A 20,215-nucleotide genomic window follows, 5' to 3' on the forward strand; every position below is an offset into this window, starting at 1 on the left:
CCATTTTTCTGGGTAGTCATCCGAATCTGCCTTGATTTAAAAGCATTTTGTAAATTTTGTTTGTCCAAAAAAGGTTTCAAACTGTCGAACTCGGGGCTCAACTTCTGCGCTTAAAAGATAGAGGATTATTAAGAGAAGGCTATTGGGCAGATATCGTGGTTTTTGATCCAGACACGGTTCTCGACCGTTCCACTTATGAAGATCCTTTGCAGGAACCGACAGGTATTCACTATGTCCTGGTCAATGGAGAATTGACAGTAAAAGATGGAGAATACCTCGGGACTACGGCAGGACAAGTAATTCGTAGAAAAACTTAAGGAGATAAATTATTAAAACTCTCTAACAATATGAGCAGGTGATAAAAATAACATCCACTCAGCTTTTGAAATTGAGTGGATGTTTCTACTTTTTTTAAGATGAAAAGGCTGAAACAATTGGTGGGCAAGTTGTGGGTGGCCTATGATATCGTCTATCTTGCCCTTGCGGTGCTGATCATTGCGGTTATGGCGGCTGCAACTGGCGAAATATTAAATTATACCATGGGTTTTAATCCTTGGGTGGGTATTATAGGCATTACCCTTTTAGTAGGCGTACTTAATTTTTATGGTGAGAAGCTCATTGAAAGGTTTAAAACCTTAGGTACTTTAGCATTAATGAGCGGCTACATCATTTTCAGCATTCTTGTTATTTCATCGACTTGGGGAGAGGCCAGACAAGTGCTGGCCACAGGGGATACCAGTTTTATTCCCGGAGACGTTGGAATCGGGCTGGTCACCTGGACGGGTATATTATATGTCGGCTACAATTTGGCGGTGTATCCAGCAGCGTTGTTTACTGTCAAAAGGCAAAAGTCAAGAAAACATTCGCTCTGGTCCGGAGTGATTGCCGGAGTTTTAATGACATTTCCTTGGTTTTTAACATATTTTGCGATTCTAGGCTTTTATCCAAAGGAAGAAGTGTTAGGAGCCCGGGTGCCTTGGCTTGTGATGCTAGAAGGATTTGGAAATTGGGTTGTTGTCCTGTTTGGGGGGGTTGTGGGATGGACCTTGATTGAGACCCAACGGGAATGATACATGCCTTTATTAACAGGATCAATGCCAACCTGAAGGAGTTTGGCAAACAGCCCCTTTCCGGAAAACAAAATGCGTTGATTGCCGTTGGTGCTCTCGTTGGTTCAGTTGTTTTAGCTCAGGTGGGAATTATAGATCTTATTGCCAAAGGATACACTTTCATGGTTACTGCATGATCGCCGTCTATGCCATTCCCTTATTAACCATTGGGGTCATCCGTATCTTTAATCCGGAATGGAAGAAAGAACTGTGGACTCAAGAAAAGAAGGAAGAAGCAGGGTCATAGACATTTCAGAACCAAACCATCTCCCAATTAAGGGGGGAGACAAGGCTCCGTATCTTTGTCTCCCCCTTTCTATACTTTCAACAGGCTGTATGGTAAACTTGTTGTTAGATAAAATGGTTACGATCGTCAGTCATCCAAGTTCGTCGCCTTTTACTAAAATGGTGAAAAGGAGATTGAATGATGGAAAAGGAAATTTTACAAGCCATAAGGGAATTGTCGGCAGGAATGAAATTGCTTCACAGGATAGTCTAGAAAAGAGAATGGGCGGTCTGGAAACAAGGATTGAAAGTTTAGAAAAAAGAATGGATGAGAGTGTTTGACGCCATTGAGGCTAGCCTTGAGATTCTGGTCAGAGAGAACCATGAAAACAAGCTGGAAATCTTGAGGCTCAAAAGGGCAAAATGAACTGGGTGTATTTTCCTTAAAAAGACCAGGTCGAATACGGTCTTTTTTCTTTAATCACAGATGAAAACAGTTAACGAATGTAACTTGCATATTGTCGAATTTATCATAACAGAAGCAGAAGACCATAAAAGTGCAGTAACGAAACTGTTGGGCACAAGATGATATACTTACATTAAGCATTTCTACAGGGGGGATAAGATGAACTTGGGTCAACTTTTTCAATTTTCAGTTTATAGATATCCTGACAATATAGCAATTGTACAAGGAGACAGAAGAGTAACTTTTGCCGAGTTAAATCAAGAAGTTAACCGCGTGGCTTCTTCACTGCAACGTCTTGGTTTAAAAAAACAGGATAGGGTGCTGGTGCTCCTCAAAAACAGAATAGAAACCATTGTTTTGTTCTGGGCCATTCAAAAAATAGGTGCTGTATTCACTCCTATTAATTTACGTCTCTCACCGGAAGATATCCATTATTGTATTAACGATGTGGAAGCAAAATTTGTTATTTTTGAAGAATCAAGCGCTCATACCGTCATGCAGGGAGAATTAAGCTCAAGGCCGATCTATATAGGTCTTAATGTAGATAACGTTGATGTTAGTTACACAGAACTTTTAAATCATGGCAGTGAAACCTTTTATTCGACCCTAATCGACGACGATGATATATCCGTTATTCTGTATACTTCAGGGACAACTGGCAGACCCAAAGGTGTGCCGCGCAGCCATAAAAATGAATATGCCTCAACACTGGCCCATATTTTTCAGTGCTACTATGAATGGCATGAATGTACCCTCGGGGTGATGCCTATCTATCATACAATGGGATTGAGATCTTTGATTGCCATGGTCCTTTGCAACGGTACATTTGTTTCTATGCCAGATTTTGATGCTCATGAGTGTTTAAATACCATGGTTGAGGAAAAGGTCTCTTGTTTGTATTTGACACCAACCATGTATCATGATCTTGTTCACCATCCTGAGGTAAAGTATATGACTTTCCCCTCTTTACGGACCCTTGTGTATGCAGGGGCTCCGATGTCCAAAGCATTGATTCAAAAATGTACCGAAATATTTGCACCACAACATTTTATAAACCATTACGGGAGTACAGAGATCTATACGTTCACAACATGTTCTGAGGTAACCAAAAAGCCAGGTTGTGCAGGCAAGCCTGGCATTCACCAACATATCAGATTGGTCGTTCCAGATCCAGAGAGAAAAGCTTCCCCATTAGAAACAGTAAAAAAAGGGGAAATCGGTGAAATTATTGTTGATATGAGTTCCAGTGAAGCATTCAAAGGGTACTGGAACCGGCCTGATGCGACGGCTAGTTCAATAAAAGATGGATGGTATTTTACAGGAGATTTAGGTTATGTTGATGACGAGGGAGATCTATATATTGTCGGCCGGATTGATGAAATGATTTTATATGGTGGGGAAAATATCCACCCTCAGGAAGTGGAAAGGGTGATACAGGATCACCCTAAGGTTGAAGATGTGGTGGTTGTGGGGGAAAAAGATGAACGTTGGGGCCAAATCGTGGTTGCCTATGTCGTTCCTAAAGATGACACAGTCAGCGTTCAGGAGCTGGATCAGTATTGCAAACAGCATAAACAACTCTCTAATTATATAAGACCACGCAAATATATATTTCTCGCTGAATTGCCCAGAACAACCGCTGGAAAGATTGCCTATCGCAAATTACGGGATGGTCAATACTCTGAATATATATTTTAAAAATTTTATTATCTGTAATGAGAAGATTTTAAAAATAAGGCATTAAGCCAAGAGAGGAGGCGTTTATTTGGCTGATATATTAATGGTTGATGATGATTTAGAAAGCCGTTTGACTGTCCGGTCTGTCATCAAAGAGAGTCAATACCAGTATCTTTCTTTTAGGGAAGAACAGTCTGTCAAAGATGCATTGTTACATTTGAAGCATCATCAACCAGTGTTGGTGATCATCGATCTTTCACTCCCTGATGGAAACGGGTTGGAGCTTGGTAAAGCTGCTCTTGAATTGTATCCCCAACTCCCAGTTATGGTTATAACACAGTTGCAAATGTTTGAGACAGTCCAGGAGTGTATCAATGCCGGCTTTGCAGCGTATTATTTGAAACCGGTTACAAAATTTGAGCTCCTGACTACTTTTAACCGTTTACTAAAATTCAGATTGTCAAGAGAAACTCACCAATTTATGAACAATACTTCTGCACAATCAGTTCAAACCGACTTAGCCAATCCAATTAAGACTGCCATTCACTACATTCAAGCACATTATAGTGAGCCCATTACACTTAATGAATTAGCAGATAAGGTATACTTGAGCCCTTCCCACTTTAGCCGATTATTTAAAGAGGAAACAGGAACAACATTTGTGGAATATTTAACAAGTTATCGTATCGAAAAATCTAAAAGCCTCTTAAAAATGACCTCTCTGCCCATAGAGGTAATTGCTAATAATATTGGTTTTACCAGCGCCAGTTATTTTGCAACAACATTTAAAAGAATAGAAGGTATGAAACCCAGCGAATACCGCAAATTATTTTCCAATCTGACAAAAATTGAGTGATCAAAACTTAAAACCTTAATTAAGAAGATTTTAAAACTTCCCTCGGGGAAGTTTTTTTATAATGTTAAGCAAACACCGGACGAACTTGGGGTGGGATGCATGGAACAGATTATCAAGGCCTTAGAGCGGTGCTTGGTTCTGCAACAAAAAGCGGTCCTGGCTACGATCATTAAAACAGAAGGTTCAACATACAGACAGGTTGGAGCAAAATGTTTAATCCAGGAGGATGGTCAGCTCATCGGTGTTTTAAGCGGTGGATGTGTGGAAGGTGACCTTTATACTTATTGTCAGGAAGTGTTATCAACGGGAGAATGCATGTCCATTAAGTATGATTTTCGCAGAGACGATGATCTGGTCTGGGGGCTTGGGGTGGGCTGTGAAGGAGCTTTAACCATTTGGCTTCAGCCTTTTGATCCCGTAAAACGGCCTGAGCAAGCCAAATACATCCTAACACTTTATCAACAGGTGCTTTTCAGCACAACACCCCAGACTGTGCTGACAATTGTCTCTTCTGATGATTCATCAAGAATTTGGCCGGGGGCTCAGTGGATCCTGAAAAAGGATGGGTTTAAGGAAGGACAGAGCTTGCCAAATCAATATAAAAGGTTAATAGAAAACAGTATTTTTACAAATAAAATGGTGAAAAAGGTTTCTCAATTAACAGAGGGGACGGTCACAATCGATGGAAGGCGCATTAATGTAACCGTTTTTATAGATAAAATCAAGCCAATCCCCCGGATGGTCATTTTTGGGGCAGGACCGGATGCAGTGCCATTGGTCAGGGGAGCCAAACTGCTTAACTGGCATGTCACCGTGGTTGATCACAGGTCTGCTTATGCGACATCATCCCACTTGCCAGATGCGGATCAAGTCATTTTAGTGCCATCCGGCCAGTTTCCAAAAGATCTGGTACTCGGCCCGGGAACGAGTGCAGTCATTATGTCACATCACTTTCATCAAGATTCGATTTATTTGAAGGGGCTTTTACATGAACATATATCATTTATAGGTATTTTAGGTTCCCGTAAGCGGACGGAAAAACTATTGGAAGCATTGCGTGTGAATGATTCCCAGACCAATGACCTGGATCAAAGTAACTTATATTATCCAGTAGGCTTAGACATTGGTGCTGAGACACCTGAAGAGATTGCATTAAGTATTCTTTCAGAAATTGTGGCTCATTACCACAACCGCTCCGGTGGATCGTTAAGTATGCGTAAGGGCCCTATTCATCCAAGGAGCCAATATACCAGTCAAGAAATTAATGGTCCAAAAGCCTTCCAATCTCTTGGGGTGGAAAAAGTGCCATGATGACGAAATCGGTTTGGATACTTGTTCTGGCAGCCGGTTTTTCAAAACGAATGGGTGAACAAAAGTTATTGCTCCCAATTGGAAAAGAGAGTTTGTTAAGATATGTGGTTCAAAAAGCAGTCAAAGCCCAAAGCAGTGGTGTGGTGGTGGTCTTAAATCCAAATTTTCCTCAATTGTTTGATGAACTAAAGAATCTGCCGGTGTATATAGTTTGGAACCCAAAGGCCCATCTTGGATTAGGTTCTTCCATTCAATATGGGATCCAATCATTACCCGCCTCTGCAGAAGCAGTGACGGTATTATTAGCCGATCAGCCTCATATTAACCTTGATGTGATCAAGCGGGTAATGAAAACGTATTGGGATACACAAGCACCCATCGTTCAGGCTAACTACCTGGGGCAACCCGGTCACCCTGTTCTGTTTGACAAAAGTTTGTTTTCGGAATTGATGTCCTTAAAAGGAGACCGAGGTGGAAAAGACATTATCAATAAATATAAACAATATCAAAAATGGGTTTATATTCCATATATTCCACCTACAGACATTGATACCTACGAAGATTATCAGCATATTATTTTGGAAAAGGGAGATGAAGTATGACTGGTAAACAGATTGGCCGCCGTATGAAGCGTATTGAGGACGCACGGCTGACAACGGGAAAAGGAACATTTATTGAAGACTTGAGCCCCGTGCCGAATATTCACCATGTGGCCATTTTACGAAGCCCTTATGCACACGCTTACATTAAAGAGATACGAACGGAAAAAGCATTAAAGATGCCTGGTGTAAAGGGTGTGGTAACGGGAAAGGATGTTTCAGCACTGACCAAACCTTTTCCGGTTGGGGTTTCTCAACCTATTGACTATTATGCCATAGCAGTGGATAAAGTGCGTTATGTCGGTGAACCGGTTGCGGTAATAGTGGCCCAAAACAGGTACTTGGCTGAAGATGCTTTGGAAAAAATTGAAGTTGATTATGAGCCTTTGCCGGCCGTTGTGGACATTGAGGAAGCACTGAAACCAGATGCCCCTCTGCTGCACGACAATGTGGGGTCCAACATCGCCAACCATCGTTTCTTTGATTACGGGAATGTTAACAAAGCCTTTGCAGAAGCAGATTTAGTCGTTAAGCACAAATTTTATTATCCAAAATATAGTGCCACACCAGTAGAAACCTATGGTGTTATTGCAAATTTTGATCCAAGTGAAGAAAGTTATACGGTTTGGGCCAATTTCCACGGGCCTTTCACATTGCACTCGGTAATGGCTGCTGCGCTAGGAACCCCGAGTCACAAATTTAGGGTGATTGTACCTAAAGACATAGGCGGTAGTTACGGTATTAAATCGGCTGTTTATCCTTATATGGTCCTGATGGCGGTTGTAGCCAGACAAGTGGGTGTTCCTGTCAAATGGATCGAAGACCGTCAAGAGCATTTGCTGGCCAGCTCAAGTGGAACCGACCGTGTCACCTGGATCGAAGCCGCCGTTAAGAAAGACGGCACTGTGACAGGGCTTAAAATGAAGTTTGCGGACAATGTGGGCGGCTATATCCGTGCGCCTGAACCGGCCTGTCTGTACAGGACTCACTCCAATACAACAGGTGCCTACCGCATTCCACATTTACAAATGGAAGCGATTGCAGTCATGACCAACAAATGTCCGACCGGTTTAATCCGGGGGTACGGGGGACAGCAGCTTTATTTTCCACTGGAACGGATCATGCATATGATTGCTGAACGGTTAAATATGGATCCGGCTGAGGTGATCAGAAAAAATCTGATTAACAAACACGAATTTCCATACCGTACGGCTTCAGGCGGCCTGTATGACAGCGGGGATTATCATCAAGCATTTGACCTTGCCTTGCGGACAATAGATTATGAAAATTTCAGAAAGAAGCAGAAAGTAGCATGGTCACAAGGAAAATATATTGGCCTTGGTTTGGCTTGCATCGTAGAACCCTCAGGTTCAAATATGGGTTATGTCACGATTGCCCAAACAGCGGAGGAGCGGACCAAAGGGTTACCAAAGTCAGGATGTGCAGAAGGGGCCACAGTTGCAATTGATCCCATGGGGGGAATCAGTGTGAGAATAAGCACTACTCCGACTGGCCAAGGCCATGAAACGGTAGCGGCACAAATCGTGGCTGATGTTTTGGGCGTTGATCCAGAGTCTGTGCGGGTAGTGGCCGAAATGGATACCGTGACGAGCCCGTGGACGGTTGCTTCCGGAAGTTATTCCAGCCGTTTTGGCCCCATCGGCTCCAGTGTGGTTTTTCAAGCGGCTCAAAAAGTTCGTCAGAAACTGTTAAATATTGCTCAAAGTCTGCTAAAAGTGCCAGTCCGTGAGCTGACCATGGAAAACGGCAAAGTATTTGCCAAAAACCGGCCCGAGCTGCAAATTTCGTTGAAACGGCTGATTGGTTCTGCCCATTGGAATCCTGAAGGATCATTGAATGGACTTGAACCGGGTATTCACGAAACGGCGTTTTTCTCAATATCCACAGCCTTACCGCCGGATGAGCATGATCTGGTGAATGGCTCTGTTACTTATGGATTTGTGGCAGATGCTGTCACTGTGGAAGTGGATATTGAAACGGGTGAAATTAAGATATTGGATTATATTACAGTTCATGACGCAGGGAAAAGGCTCAATCCATTGATTGTGGATGGACAAATCTACGGGGGTTTGGCTCATGGATTGGGCGGTGCAATGTATGAAGAACTGGTCTATGACCGCCAGGGACAAATGTTAACTGGAAGTTTTATGGACTATTTGTGCCCCACGGCAACAGAGATGCCCGACGTGACAATTAAACATTTGGAAACACCTTCGCCATTAACGCCATTGGGAGCAAAGGGATTGGGAGAGGGAAATACCATGAGTACCCCTGTGGCTATTGCCAATGCTGTCACAGATGCGTTAAAGCCACTTGGAATTGTCATTGACAGATTGCCATTGTCTCCAAATTATATATGGTCTAAAGTCCGGCAATCAAAAAGTAAACTAAAAGCTTAACTGACCTTGATGGGCAACAATTCACATCCAATTATAAGGAGGAGTAAAGTATGAATGGAAACGGCAAGATTGAACTGCCAGGGAACATTGAGCATGTTTTTAATAAACTGTTGGATCCTGAAGTTCTGCAAAATTGCATCATGGGTTGTAAGCATTTAGAACAAATCGATGAGTCAACTTATAAGGCAGAGCTATCTGTTGGTATTGCTGCGGTCAAGGGAAAGTATGATGCAACCATCATATTAAAAGATGTAGAACAACCAAATCATTACAAGTTAGTTGTCAAAGGAGAAGGCAGTCCAGGTTTTGTGAATGCGGAAGGTGCAATTAACTTAACAGCAATGGATGATCAGAATACCTTGTTGAAGTACTCGTATACGGCTAATGTGGGTGGCAAAGTGGCATCAATTGGACAACGTATGCTGGGAGGGGTGGCTAAACTGATCATCAGCGACTTTTTCAAACGGGCCAAAAAGGAACTAAGCAAAATACATCATTCGGCTTAATATTTAAAACGGTTGTAAGAGAGGAGTGAGTTGATGAAACCTGCCCCTTTTGACTATTACCGACCAAGTACTTTGGAAGAAACTTTGCAGCTATTAACAGAGTTTGAAGAGGAAGCAAAAATCATTGCCGGTGGCCAAAGCTTTATTCCTATTTTAAATATGCGTCTGTCAGAGCCTGGAGTTTTGGTAGATATCAACCAATTATCTGATTTGGAGTATATAACAGTGGAAGACGGTTATTTAAAAATTGGTGCCTTGACCAGACAGCGTACCCTTGAACTGTCTTCACTGGTTCAGCAACATGTCCCTTTGCTAAGTGAGGCGCTTCCTTTCATAGGCCACTTGCAGACCCGCAACAGGGGAACGGTGGGAGGGAGCTTGGTGCATGCTGACCCTAGCGCCGAAATTCCATTAGCTTTATCCGTATTAAATGCGGAAGTGGTGTTACGCAGCACTGAAGAGATACGTACTGTGGAAATCGGTGACTTTTTCCTGACCTACCTGACTGCAAATATATTACCGCATGAGTTGCTTACAGAAATCCGTATACCATCAGCCAACATATTGCCGGGTTATGCATTTGTGGAATTCAGCCGCAGGCATGGGGATTTTGCCATTGTTGCCGTAGCCAGCCAACTTGCTGCTGATCAAGATGGTCGTATTCATTCAGGACGATTAGCACTTGGGGGGATTGACGCCGTACCTGTTGTGGCGGATGACGCCATCAATATATTAATTGGCCGCCAACCAACAGATGAGTTGATAAACCAAGCTTTAGAGCTTGCTCTGGAAGATGCTGACCCTGACGATGATTTGCACGCCTCAAGGGAATACCGGCTCCAATTGGCTAGGGTTCTGGCCAAGCGGGCGCTCCTTACAGCATATGAACGGGCACTGAAAAGGAGGTGAATGATATGGACAAGGTTTTGCGAGACGAAAAAATGGTAGTTAGAGTCAGCATAAATGGGACTGTTGTTGAAGACACAGTGGAACCCCGTAAATTGTTAAGTGATTTTTTAAGAGAAAATTGTGGTTTAACAGGAACTCATGTAGGTTGTGAACACGGTGTTTGCGGGGCGTGCACTGTACGGGTTAATGGGAAAGCGATTCGAAGCTGCCTGATGTTTGCCGTACAAGCGGATGGGAGCGAAATTGTAACAGTAGAAGGGTTGGCTGCTGAGGGGCGTATGCATCCGCTGCAACAGGCGTTCTCCGAGTGTCATGCACTGCAATGTGGTTTTTGCACCCCCGGAATATTAATGTCGAGTGTGGAGTTGTTGGAACAAGCACATGTGCCTGACCGGCATGAAATTATTGAAATGCTTTCCGGTCATCTCTGCCGCTGTACGGGTTATAAAGGAATTGTTGATGCTATTGAAAAAGTAGTTGGTGATAAATCTCAATAATGATGAAGGAAGGTGAGTAATATTGGACCTGGCTTCGCTTTTTGAGTTTGCCGTGACCAGGTATCCACAACATACAGCTCTTGTGGATGGAGAGTATAGGCTGTCTTATGAAGAATTGAACACACATGCCTGCAGGCTTGCGGCTGGTCTGCAATCCTTGGGTATCACTCAAGGGGACAGAATTGTGCTCATTATGAAAAACCGCATGGAAATGGTCATCTTTTATTGGGCCGTACAAAAAATCGGGGCAGTTTTTACCCCTATTAATTTCAGGCTATCTGCTGATGAAGTCAGATACTGCATCCAAGACGCTGATGCCAAAGCGGTCGTCTACGAACCGGTTAGTGAGGACGTGGTTTTGGAGGCCACCAAAGAGGCTCGGCCTTTGTTAATCAGTGTTTTGGGAGCCCAAGGTACGGAACTGACTTATGAACAGCTGTTGGAAACTGATGTAAGAGGATTTCAACAGCCGCAAATCACAGATGAAGAAATCTGTTTAATGTTATATACATCGGGAACAACGGGCCGTCCAAAAGGTGTGCCCAGAAGCCACAAAAATGAATATGGTGCAGCTTTGGCCCACATTATTCAAAACCAATATATACGTCACGAAAGTACAATCGGGGTAATGCCATTATATCATACAATGGGTATGCGCTCATTATTATCCACCATGTTTTTGAATGGCAAACTTGTTATGATTCCTGATTATGACGCAGCACTAACACTGAAAATACTTGCAGATGAGAAGATTTCCTGTGTGTATCTGGTTCCAACCATTATTCATGATTTGATCCATCACCCGGATTTTGAACAATATGATCTTTCTGCACTTAAAAAGGTAGGGTATGCCGGGGCTCCAATGACAACGACACTTATAGACAAATGTTTTGAAAAGATAAAACCTGATGTGTTTGTCAATCATTATGGCAGTACTGAGGTATATACATTCTCCATATGTGATTATCTGGATAGAAAACCGGGAAGTGCAGGAAAAGCAGGTTTTCATCAACAACTGCAGGTAGTGACTCCTGATCCCGAAGGCAAGTCCAAACCTTCTGATATTGTCTCGCCAGGAGAACCGGGTGAAATCATAGTCAATACCAAATCAATTGAAGCCTTTAAAGGTTACTGGAACAAGCCAGATGCCACCCGCAAAGCGATTCGTGACGGATGGTATTTTACCGGTGATATGGGGGTGATTGATGAGGAAGGAGATTTGTACGTGGTAGGCAGAGTGGACGATATGATTATTTCAGGAGGAGAAAATATCCATCCACTGGAAGTCGAGGATGTCATAGCTAAGCACCCCAAAGTATTTGAAGTCGCTGTTGTTGGTTTGCCTCATGAGAGATGGGGGCAGGAAGTGACCGCCTTTGTAGTGGCAAAAGACAATACCTTAACAGCTGAAGAGCTTGACCAATTTTGTAAGTCTTCGTCAGACCTGGCCAATTTTAAGCGGCCCAAGAAATATGTGTTCATATCTGAGATACCCAAAAGCCCAGTAGGTAAAATTTTACGAAGAAAATTAATTGCAGGAGAATATCAAACTGTTGGAGAACATTCAAACTTAAAGGTTTAAAGGAGCGTGTAAAATAATGACAAATACAAAGGTAAGTCAATGGGATCACATTCGTGTGGAAAAGAATGCGGACAGACAGACGGCCAGCATTATTTTGGATCGTCCGGAAAAAATGAATACCTTAAGTTTTATGGGCCGTTCTCATCTGAATGAGATATTTGAACAGTTAAACCAAGATGATGAAGTTCGCGTGATCATTCTTAAAGGTGCGGGGGAAAAAGCCTTTTCTTCCGGGGGAACGATTACGGAGTTTATGGAGCGCCATCCAGAGGAGTTGTCTGTATTGCATAAAAACGTGGCTGCTCCTGAACGGTCATCGAAGCCTGTTATTGCACAGCTTCAGGGGTATACGTTTGGTGTGGGCTTAGAAATTGCCATGGCTTGTGATTTCAGAGTGGCAGCTGATAATACGCTATTGGCCCTTCCTGAACTGAACCTGGGTATGATTCCAGGCAGCGGGGGAACACAGCGCATTGCTCGTATTGTCGGGATTGGAAGAGCCAAAGATATGATTATGCGTGCTCGCCGTATTCCGGCAGATGAAGCCTATCAATGGGGGTTACTAACAAGTGTGGTTTCCCCGGAAGAGCTGGATAATGAGGTTCAAAAGCTTGTTGATGAATTGCTCCGCTTCTCTCCTTTAGCGCTTAAGGTACTTAAACAGGTTATTAATGCTTCCCAAGAAGGACCATTGAGTGCCGGACTTGAAATTGAGGGATATGCGTACGGCATGTTGCGTGGAACTGAGGACTTTAAAGAGGGTGTCAAAGCATTTGCGGAAAAACGTTCTCCTAAATTTGTTGGAAGATAAGGTGGCCATTGTAAATCCATAATTAAATCTGTTTACATGGTAAAAATATGAAACACTGAGGGGCGAAAGAATGAAAAAAATAGTCATTGGAATAACGGGAGCCAGTGGATCCATTTATGGAATAAGAACAATAGAAGCGCTCAGTCACTTACAAGTAGAGACACATGTTGTTATCAGTCCATCGGCAATAAAGACAATTGTTTATGAAACTGATTATACACTGGAGCAAATTGCGTCCATTAGTACAAAAGTATATGAGCATAATGATATCGGAGCAAGCATCTCAAGCGGTTCATTTATTGTTGATGGTATGATTATAGCCCCTTGTTCAATTAAAACACTATCATCTATTGCCAACAGTTTTAATGACAACTTGATTACACGAGTGGCAGATGTAACGTTGAAGGAAAGAAGAAAACTTGTGCTTTTGCTTCGTGAAACACCTTTACATTTGGGTCATATTAAATTAATGCAATCAGTGACTGAGATGGGGGGGATCATTCTTCCTCCTGTGCCAAGTTTTTACCATAAACCAAGAACAATTGATGATATTGTCAATCACAGTGTCGGAAAAGCTTTGGATCAGTTTGGAATAGAAGCTCGCTTATTCGAAAGATGGAAAGGACTAAAATAAAGGAGGCTCCCCAAGAATTGCAGTATAAGTTTTATTTGTAATTGAGCTTCTTTTGGTTCTTCTCCCCCTGTTAGGCTTCCGTCGTGCCTTCGGGGGTTGATATGGACATTCGTCACTTATCGATAGGCACCTCTCCTTTAAACTCATGAGAAGAAGAGAGAAAAAGAGGCAGAGGGGTCCGGTGCTGGTCGGCCATGGATAAGATATTAAAGCTGCTGAAAAAGGGGACCAAATTGGGATGAAAAATATATTCTAGTGTTGCAACGAGGGTTATAGAGAGGAGTCCATTTTATGCAGGTTAAAACCGATTTTTTCAAAAAAAATTATATTGCAGGTCAATGGATTGAATCCAGTACAGGGGAAATGATAATTTCTATCAATCCAGCCACAGAACAGATAATCGGTTCATCTCCCAAGTCAGGGTTGGAAGATATCCGCTTAGCAATTGATTCAGCAGCACATGCTTTTCAAGCAACGGATTGGAGATACAATTCAGCTAAACGTTCAGAGGCATTAATGAGATGGGCTGCTAAACTTAACGAGGAGAAGGAAAGTATAGCCAAAATATTAACCATGGAAAATGGAAAAACAATTAGAGAGTCAAGAATTGAATTAACAGCTTGTATCGATACCCTTAAGTATTATGCTGGAATGGCCCGCAGTTTGTTTGGACGCTCTATTACTCCATCAGCAGAGTCATACAGCATAATTGATAAAGAACCAATAGGGGTTGTGGGTATTATTTCACCATGGAACTGGCCGGCTATGCTCATGATTCGGGAAGTAGCCCCAGCTCTTGCTGCTGGTAATGCAGTGATCTTAAAGCCTGCCAGCCAAACGCCTTTAACTAGCCTTACTATTGTAAAATTAGTTGATGAGGTAGAAGAGTTTCCTGCTGGAATTGTAAACATGGTGACTGGACCGGGAGCGCTGATTGGTAATGAGCTGACAATAAATCCGAAAGTTGATGCACTCAGTTTTACAGGTGATACTAATACAGGTAAGCAATTAATGAAGCAAGCTGCTGACAAGGTTAAGAAATTAGCATTAGAATTGGGAGGAAAATCACCTCATATTCTTTTTCCAGATGCCAATCTTAAAAAAGCGATTCCGAACATAACTCACTCAATATTTATTACTGCAGGTCAAATGTGTTTTGCCGGCACCCGGGTCATTGTACATGAATCCATACACAAAGAAGTAGTTGAAGCGCTTCGTCAACAAGCAGAAAGATTAAAAGTTGGCAATGGCCTTGAAGAATCAACAGACATGGGCCCAGTCATTTCGGAAAAACAATTAAAGAAGGTGTTAGAATACTGTGATATTGGCCGGGAAGAGGCAAAACTGGTAACAGGGGGTAATAGACTGAGGGGAGGTGAGTATGACCAGGGCTTTTATCTCCAACCCACCATTTTTGACGAGGTACCGATTGAATCCAGATTAGCCCAGGAGGAAATATTTGGTCCTGTTTTAGCTGTTCAAGTATTTAAAGAAGAAGAAGAAGCTATTGCTTTAGCTAATGGAACTATTTTTGGTCTGGCAGCTGGTATATGGACCAATGATGTAAACCGGGCTATCCGTGTCGCTAGAAAAGTTAAGGCTGGTACGGTGTGGATTAACACGTATAACAAAAATTATCCTCAAACTGAATTCGGAGGTTATAAAGAAAGTGGATTAGGCCGTACAAGGGGCATAGAGGGCTTGATGGAGTATACCGAGACGAAGCATATAAATATTCAAATAGATGAAAATTAAAATAACAACACTTTTGACACGGGGGATAAAATCATGCTTAAATGCCAATCCTTACGAACCTGGTTAGAACATTTGAAGAAAAATGGAGAGCTGGCCAGTATTGATGAAAAGGTTTCACTGCAATTTGAAGTTGCCGGTATGACAAAAATGTTGGATGGAAAAAAGGCGGCATATTTTACTGATGTTGAAGGTTATGATATTCCTGTCGTTGCAGGGATAGCCACAACACGTAAGCAATTTGCCGATGCGTTGGATATAACGGAACGAGAGATGAATGAGAAGTTTTTACATGCTCTTGATCACCCTCTAACCTGTCAGCAAGTTGAAAGCCATGAAGCTCCGGTTCATGAAGTAGTGGTTAAGGACGATGATATTGATCTGTTAAAAATGCTTCCTATTCCAGTTCATCATGAAAAAGATTCAGGGCATTATATCTCGGCCGGGCTTGCAATAGCTAAAGATCCTAAGACAGGAAGTCAAAATGTGTCAATACACCGATTGCAAGTATCGGGACGGAATCGGCTGGGTGCATTACTTCTTCCCAGACATTTATATAATTTTTATAAAAATGCGGAAGAACAAGGAAAACCATTAGAAGTCGCTATTGTAATTGGCGTTGATCCCATTACGCTTTTGGCATCCCAAGCTATTGCGCCGCTTGGCCAGGATGAAATGGAGATTGCCGGAGCTTTGAAAGGTGAATCAGTCCCTGTTGTCAAATGCAAAACCATTGATGTATTTGTACCGGCACATGCCGAAATTGTACTCGAAGGGAAAATTCTCCCCCATGTGAGGGAAGCTGAGGGTCCTTTCGGAGAGTTTCCTAAATATTATGGACCCAGGAGTGACAAAGAGGTTATTGAAATATCAACGATCACCCATCGCAAAAACCCCATTTATCAAACCATAGTTCCTGCCAGTTATGAACATCTATTGTTGGGTGGAATTCCTAGGGAAGCGAGCATATTAAGAGCTTTACGCAATACTGTTCCCACAGTGAAAAACGTGCATTTAACCTTGGGAGGCACTTGTCGTTATCATCTCATTGTGTCTATGCAGAAGAGAAACGAAGGTGAAGCAAAAAACGTCATATTGGCAGCGTTTGCAGCCCATTATGATATTAAACATGTCACTGTGGTAGATGACGAAGTTGATATTTTTAATCTGGAAGAGGTCGAATGGGCATTAGCAACCAGGTTTCAAGCAGATAAGGATTTGGTAATCGTAAATGGTGCACTCGGTTCAAAGCTAGATCCTTCTACCAGTAACGGGGTCAGCTCAAAAATGGGATTTGATTGTACAGTACCATTAAATAGTGAACCGATGGCATATGAACGCATCAAAATTCCAGGAATAGAAAAGCTTAATGTTGATAAGTACTTAAAATAATTTGAAGGAGTGATGAATGTGATTGGAAGAAAATTCCCATTAATATTACTTCTCACTTTTGTTGCATTGGTAGCTTGTTCTCAAGAAACTGTACAGACGAGTAATGGTTCAGAAGCTAACGGGGATGAAACACTTTCATCAACAGGGAGTGAATCAATCTCACTAAACATGGCCACTTTATCTCAAGGAAGCTCATGGTATGTATATGGAGCTACAATGGCCTCCATTCTTCAGGACGAAGTTGATGAAATTAACAGAGTTGATGTGCTGCCGTATTCTGGGGGATATGGTAATGTTGATCTTCTTGACAACGGAGAAGCCGATATAGCCTTGACGTTTAATTTAAATAATCTATGGGCTTATAACGGTGATAATGGTTATGAACAAAAATACGAAAATATACGTGCATTAGTTGGTGGTATGGATAAATATTATGTGGGAATTGTTATGACTAACGAATTTGTTGACAGATATGATATTACTTCTATAGCAGATATAAAGGAAAAAGAAATTCCTATTAGACTACTAACAGTTAATAGGGGAAGTCAAGGAGAAATGGCTGCTAGGCAAATACTTGAAGTCTATGGACTGGATTATGACACAATTAAATCATATGGGGGATCAGTAGAACACACTTCGTTCGATGTAGTACAGTCTTCAATACAAGATGGGAGAGGTGATATGTTTATCCAGGTCATGACTGAAGGGCACCCAGCATTCACTGAAATTGCCATACAAACACCAGTAACTTTCATCTCAGTTGAAGATGAGTATTTAGAAAAACTAAGAGAGTATGGATATGTTAAAAATATTCTCCCTCCAAATGTGTATAACGGACAAGATTATGAAGTTCAGTCTCCTGGGCTGTCAACGACACTTACAACCACTACTGAACTTTCTGAGGATTTAGCCTATGCAATCACAAAAGCCTTGGCAGAAAATAAAGAAAGACTCGTAGATGGTCATAACGCCTTATCATATTATATCCCCGAAGAAGGTCTACATCCAGATAATATTGGAAGAATCCCTCTTCATCCTGGAGCGGAAAAATACTATCAAGAGAAAGGTTGGTTAGAATAATAGCCACCACTTTCAAACATTCTTCTCTCGGGATTTTCTTTTCCATAGGAAGGCCTGCTAACTTTTCTTCCAGAGGAGGATTTCTCGTATGGCGCGAATACTGATCCCTGCTTCCCTGGCAATTTGTTGGTCTTTATTCCAACTATACACCGCAGGATTTGCAGCATTTCCTGCTAACGTTCAAAGAGCAATTCATGTTTCGTTTGCCTTGGCCTTAACATTTTCATTATTTCCTTTAACTCGGGATAACAAGAAGATAACATGGCAGATTTTGGATTATATAACAATAATATTGCCCTTAGTCATTGGTGGCTATGTCGTCTATCACGCTGATCGAATAAGTTCCCGAATCTGGCATGTAGACCCCGTAGAAGGTTTTGACTTTTGGTTTGGTTTGCTATTTATCCTTCTGGTACTAGAAGCTTCGAGAAGGGCTGTTGGTAAGGTCATTACGCTATTAGCGGTAATTTTTATTGGATACGCCTATGTCGGTCCATATCTTAGTGGGCTGATTAGTCACCGTGGAGTAAACTCTGAAGGGTTAGTTGATCTATTATTTTTGTCACCTGATGGAATATTTGGAGTTCCAATCGGTGTTTCCGCTGAGTATGTGTTTTACTTTGTTCTTTTTGGTGCATTTCTTGAAAAATCAGGAGGGGGACAGCTATTTATTGATATTGCATATAGGTTAACACGTCATTTAAAAGGTGGTTCGGCAAAAGCTGCAATTGTATCAAGTGCATTAATGGGGAGTGTAAATGGGAGTGCAGTAGGTAATGTCGTCAGTACAGGAATTTTTACGATTCCCCTAATGAAAAAGACCGGGTATTCTAAGAGAGACTCGGCAGCTATTGAAGCCCTTGCCTCTACTGGAGGACAAATCATGCCACCAATTATGGGGGCAGCTGCATTTTTAATGGCTGAGATGATAGGTATTCCTTATGCAGAAATAATTTTGGCAGCATTAATTCCAGCATTACTGTACTTTTTGTCCCTACTTGTTATTGTTCATTTAAAAGCAAAAAAAGACAATTTAAATGCCAATAATGAAAATATAAAACAACAACAGGATAAAATCTTAAAAAGAATTCATCTTTTACTGCCGTTAGTCATTTTAGTTACATTGATATTTTTAGGATATACATTATCCACAGCTGCATTTTGGGCTATTGTTAGTATAGTTGCTGTAAGTTATTTTAGGAAAGATACATGTATGGGAATTAATAAAATTGCCTCTGCTATGGAAGATGGGGCAAAGCAAGCAGTAAAAGTTGCCATTCCATGTGCAGTTGCTGGTATTATTGTGGGGGTTATCAGTCTTTCAGGACTGGGTCTTAAGTTTACTGATCTTATTGTACAGTGGTCTTTTGGCAATTTAATCCTGGCAATGATTTTAATAGCTATTGGCTGTATTATTTTAGGCATGGGGATGCCAACAACATCTGCGTACATTATGGGAGCTATTTTGCTTACCCCAGCATTAGTACAATTTGAGGTGGAACGGTTAGCAGCGCATATGTTTGTGCTTTATTTTGCTGTCCTGTCCATGATAACACCGCCAATTGCTTTAGCTTCCTACAGCGCTGCTAGCATTTCCGGTGCAAAAATGGGTGAAACCAGCATACGAGCCTTGTTATTTGGTTTGGCATTTTTTCTGATACCATTCTCTTTCGTATTCAACCCATCTTTACTACTAATTGGAGAAATATCAGAAATTATTTGGACGATTTTTTCAACAACACTAGGTATAGTGGCTTTAAGTGTATGTATTATTGGATATCTTTTTGCCAATATCTCTTGGTTAATGAGGAGCTGTATGTGTGCGGCAGCTATATTAATGATTGTTCCGTATATCACTTTTGACATTATTGGTATTACATTGTTTCTGGTTCTGGTTATTATACATTGGTTGAGAATAAAATATTTTTTAAAAAATGAGCCCACTGGTAGGAGTTTCCCGAAAATGATCGAGCGAAAAATAATATCAAAATATTTAAACCTACGTTAGTTATATTTTAAAACTAATTAACCAATAACACCCGTATACTATAAATCAAAGAATTTTTACTATTATATTATATCAACCAATGGTTACTAATCAAAAAGAGCAGCGGTATGATGTCAAGAGACTAATTTGTACAAAATCGTTGCTTTAACGGAGGTGTAGTGAAAAAAGGCAATAGGAAACTAAGCCCACCCTGCCTAGATTTTCATATATTTCCTATTAAACTAGGAACTGGTGGGATTGGTGATGAGAGTAAGTGAATCTAAGCTCTTTGTAGGGTCACCCCTTTCGGTTCGTAAAGTCGATTGGTCTTCAGCAGATAAAAGACCAACCGCACCAGTTTACGGGCTGTAAGCGCAAGGGCACGTTTCTCGGCAAATTCTT

The 20,215-nt window shown here is 41.6% G+C and carries 19 protein-coding genes; all 19 read left to right on the forward strand.

Going from position 1 to position 20,215, the window contains the following annotated elements:
- Positions 1-56 precede the first annotated feature (56 nt).
- The 19 genes from J2S00_RS18815 (at position 57) to J2S00_RS18905 (ending at position 19,834) form a co-directional block, all read left to right on the forward strand.
- The gene (locus J2S00_RS18815) at positions 57-317 is read left to right on the forward strand and encodes an amidohydrolase family protein (RefSeq protein WP_307343569.1); all 261 of its coding nucleotides are present in this window, start codon (positions 57-59) and stop codon (positions 315-317) included.
- Positions 318-416: 99 nt separating this feature from the next.
- Positions 417-1,070, forward strand: coding sequence for a hypothetical protein (locus J2S00_RS18820; RefSeq protein WP_307343571.1), 654 nt, complete (start codon positions 417-419; stop codon positions 1,068-1,070).
- Complete coding sequence (locus tag J2S00_RS18825; protein ID WP_307343574.1) at positions 1,067-1,246, forward strand: hypothetical protein; 180 nt, start codon at positions 1,067-1,069, stop codon at positions 1,244-1,246. The genes J2S00_RS18820 and J2S00_RS18825 overlap by 4 nt, the downstream gene beginning before the upstream one ends.
- Before the next feature lie 58 nt (positions 1,247-1,304).
- The gene (locus J2S00_RS18830; RefSeq protein ID WP_307343576.1) at positions 1,305-1,676 is read left to right on the forward strand and encodes a hypothetical protein; all 372 of its coding nucleotides are present in this window, start codon (positions 1,305-1,307) and stop codon (positions 1,674-1,676) included.
- A gap of 283 nt (positions 1,677-1,959) precedes the next feature.
- Positions 1,960-3,498 carry a class I adenylate-forming enzyme family protein gene (locus J2S00_RS18835; protein WP_307343579.1) on the forward strand — a complete coding sequence of 513 codons (1,539 nt, stop codon included), beginning with the start codon at positions 1,960-1,962 and terminating at the stop codon, positions 3,496-3,498.
- A gap of 67 nt (positions 3,499-3,565) precedes the next feature.
- Positions 3,566-4,333: a helix-turn-helix domain-containing protein gene (locus J2S00_RS18840; RefSeq protein ID WP_307343581.1), complete on the forward strand. Its 768-nt coding sequence runs from the start codon at positions 3,566-3,568 to the stop codon at positions 4,331-4,333.
- 99 nt (positions 4,334-4,432) lie between these two features.
- Positions 4,433-5,644, forward strand: a complete 1,212-nt coding sequence (locus J2S00_RS18845; protein WP_307343584.1) for an XdhC family protein — start codon at positions 4,433-4,435, stop codon at positions 5,642-5,644.
- Complete coding sequence (locus J2S00_RS18850) at positions 5,641-6,246, forward strand: nucleotidyltransferase family protein (protein WP_307343586.1); 606 nt, start codon at positions 5,641-5,643, stop codon at positions 6,244-6,246. Before J2S00_RS18845 ends, J2S00_RS18850 begins: the two co-directional genes overlap by 4 nt.
- On the forward strand, positions 6,243-8,663 hold the full coding sequence (locus J2S00_RS18855; protein ID WP_307343589.1) for a xanthine dehydrogenase family protein molybdopterin-binding subunit: 2,421 nt from the start codon (positions 6,243-6,245) through the stop codon (positions 8,661-8,663). Before J2S00_RS18850 ends, J2S00_RS18855 begins: the two co-directional genes overlap by 4 nt.
- Before the next feature lie 50 nt (positions 8,664-8,713).
- Positions 8,714-9,169, forward strand: coding sequence for an SRPBCC family protein (locus tag J2S00_RS18860; RefSeq protein ID WP_307343592.1), 456 nt, complete (start codon positions 8,714-8,716; stop codon positions 9,167-9,169).
- Between the two features lie 33 nt (positions 9,170-9,202).
- A complete protein-coding gene (locus tag J2S00_RS18865; RefSeq protein WP_307343595.1) occupies positions 9,203-10,078 on the forward strand; it encodes an FAD binding domain-containing protein in 876 nt (291 codons plus the stop codon).
- Between the two features lie 5 nt (positions 10,079-10,083).
- On the forward strand, positions 10,084-10,575 hold the full coding sequence (locus tag J2S00_RS18870) for a (2Fe-2S)-binding protein (protein WP_307343597.1): 492 nt from the start codon (positions 10,084-10,086) through the stop codon (positions 10,573-10,575).
- Between the two features lie 22 nt (positions 10,576-10,597).
- Positions 10,598-12,157: a class I adenylate-forming enzyme family protein gene (locus tag J2S00_RS18875; protein ID WP_307343601.1), complete on the forward strand. Its 1,560-nt coding sequence runs from the start codon at positions 10,598-10,600 to the stop codon at positions 12,155-12,157.
- Between the two features lie 16 nt (positions 12,158-12,173).
- Positions 12,174-12,968, forward strand: a complete 795-nt coding sequence (locus tag J2S00_RS18880) for an enoyl-CoA hydratase/isomerase family protein (protein ID WP_307343604.1) — start codon at positions 12,174-12,176, stop codon at positions 12,966-12,968.
- Positions 12,969-13,023: 55 nt separating this feature from the next.
- Complete coding sequence (locus J2S00_RS18885) at positions 13,024-13,602, forward strand: UbiX family flavin prenyltransferase (protein WP_503128590.1); 579 nt, start codon at positions 13,024-13,026, stop codon at positions 13,600-13,602.
- 291 nt (positions 13,603-13,893) lie between these two features.
- A complete protein-coding gene (locus J2S00_RS18890) occupies positions 13,894-15,357 on the forward strand; it encodes an aldehyde dehydrogenase family protein (RefSeq protein ID WP_307343611.1) in 1,464 nt (487 codons plus the stop codon).
- A gap of 33 nt (positions 15,358-15,390) precedes the next feature.
- Positions 15,391-16,746 (forward strand): UbiD family decarboxylase, encoded by a 1,356-nt coding sequence (locus tag J2S00_RS18895; RefSeq protein WP_307343614.1) that lies wholly within the window; start codon positions 15,391-15,393, stop codon positions 16,744-16,746.
- An 18-nt stretch (positions 16,747-16,764) separates the two neighbouring features.
- Entirely contained in the window at positions 16,765-17,826 is a 1,062-nt protein-coding gene (locus tag J2S00_RS18900) for a TAXI family TRAP transporter solute-binding subunit (protein WP_307343617.1), read from the forward strand.
- Positions 17,827-17,914: 88 nt separating this feature from the next.
- Positions 17,915-19,834 (forward strand): TRAP transporter permease, encoded by a 1,920-nt coding sequence (locus tag J2S00_RS18905; RefSeq protein WP_307343619.1) that lies wholly within the window; start codon positions 17,915-17,917, stop codon positions 19,832-19,834.
- Positions 19,835-20,215: the final 381 nt, after the last annotated feature.

The sequence above is a fragment of the Caldalkalibacillus uzonensis genome (assembly GCF_030814135.1).
GTDB lineage: Bacteria > Bacillota > Bacilli > Caldalkalibacillales > Caldalkalibacillaceae > Caldalkalibacillus > Caldalkalibacillus uzonensis.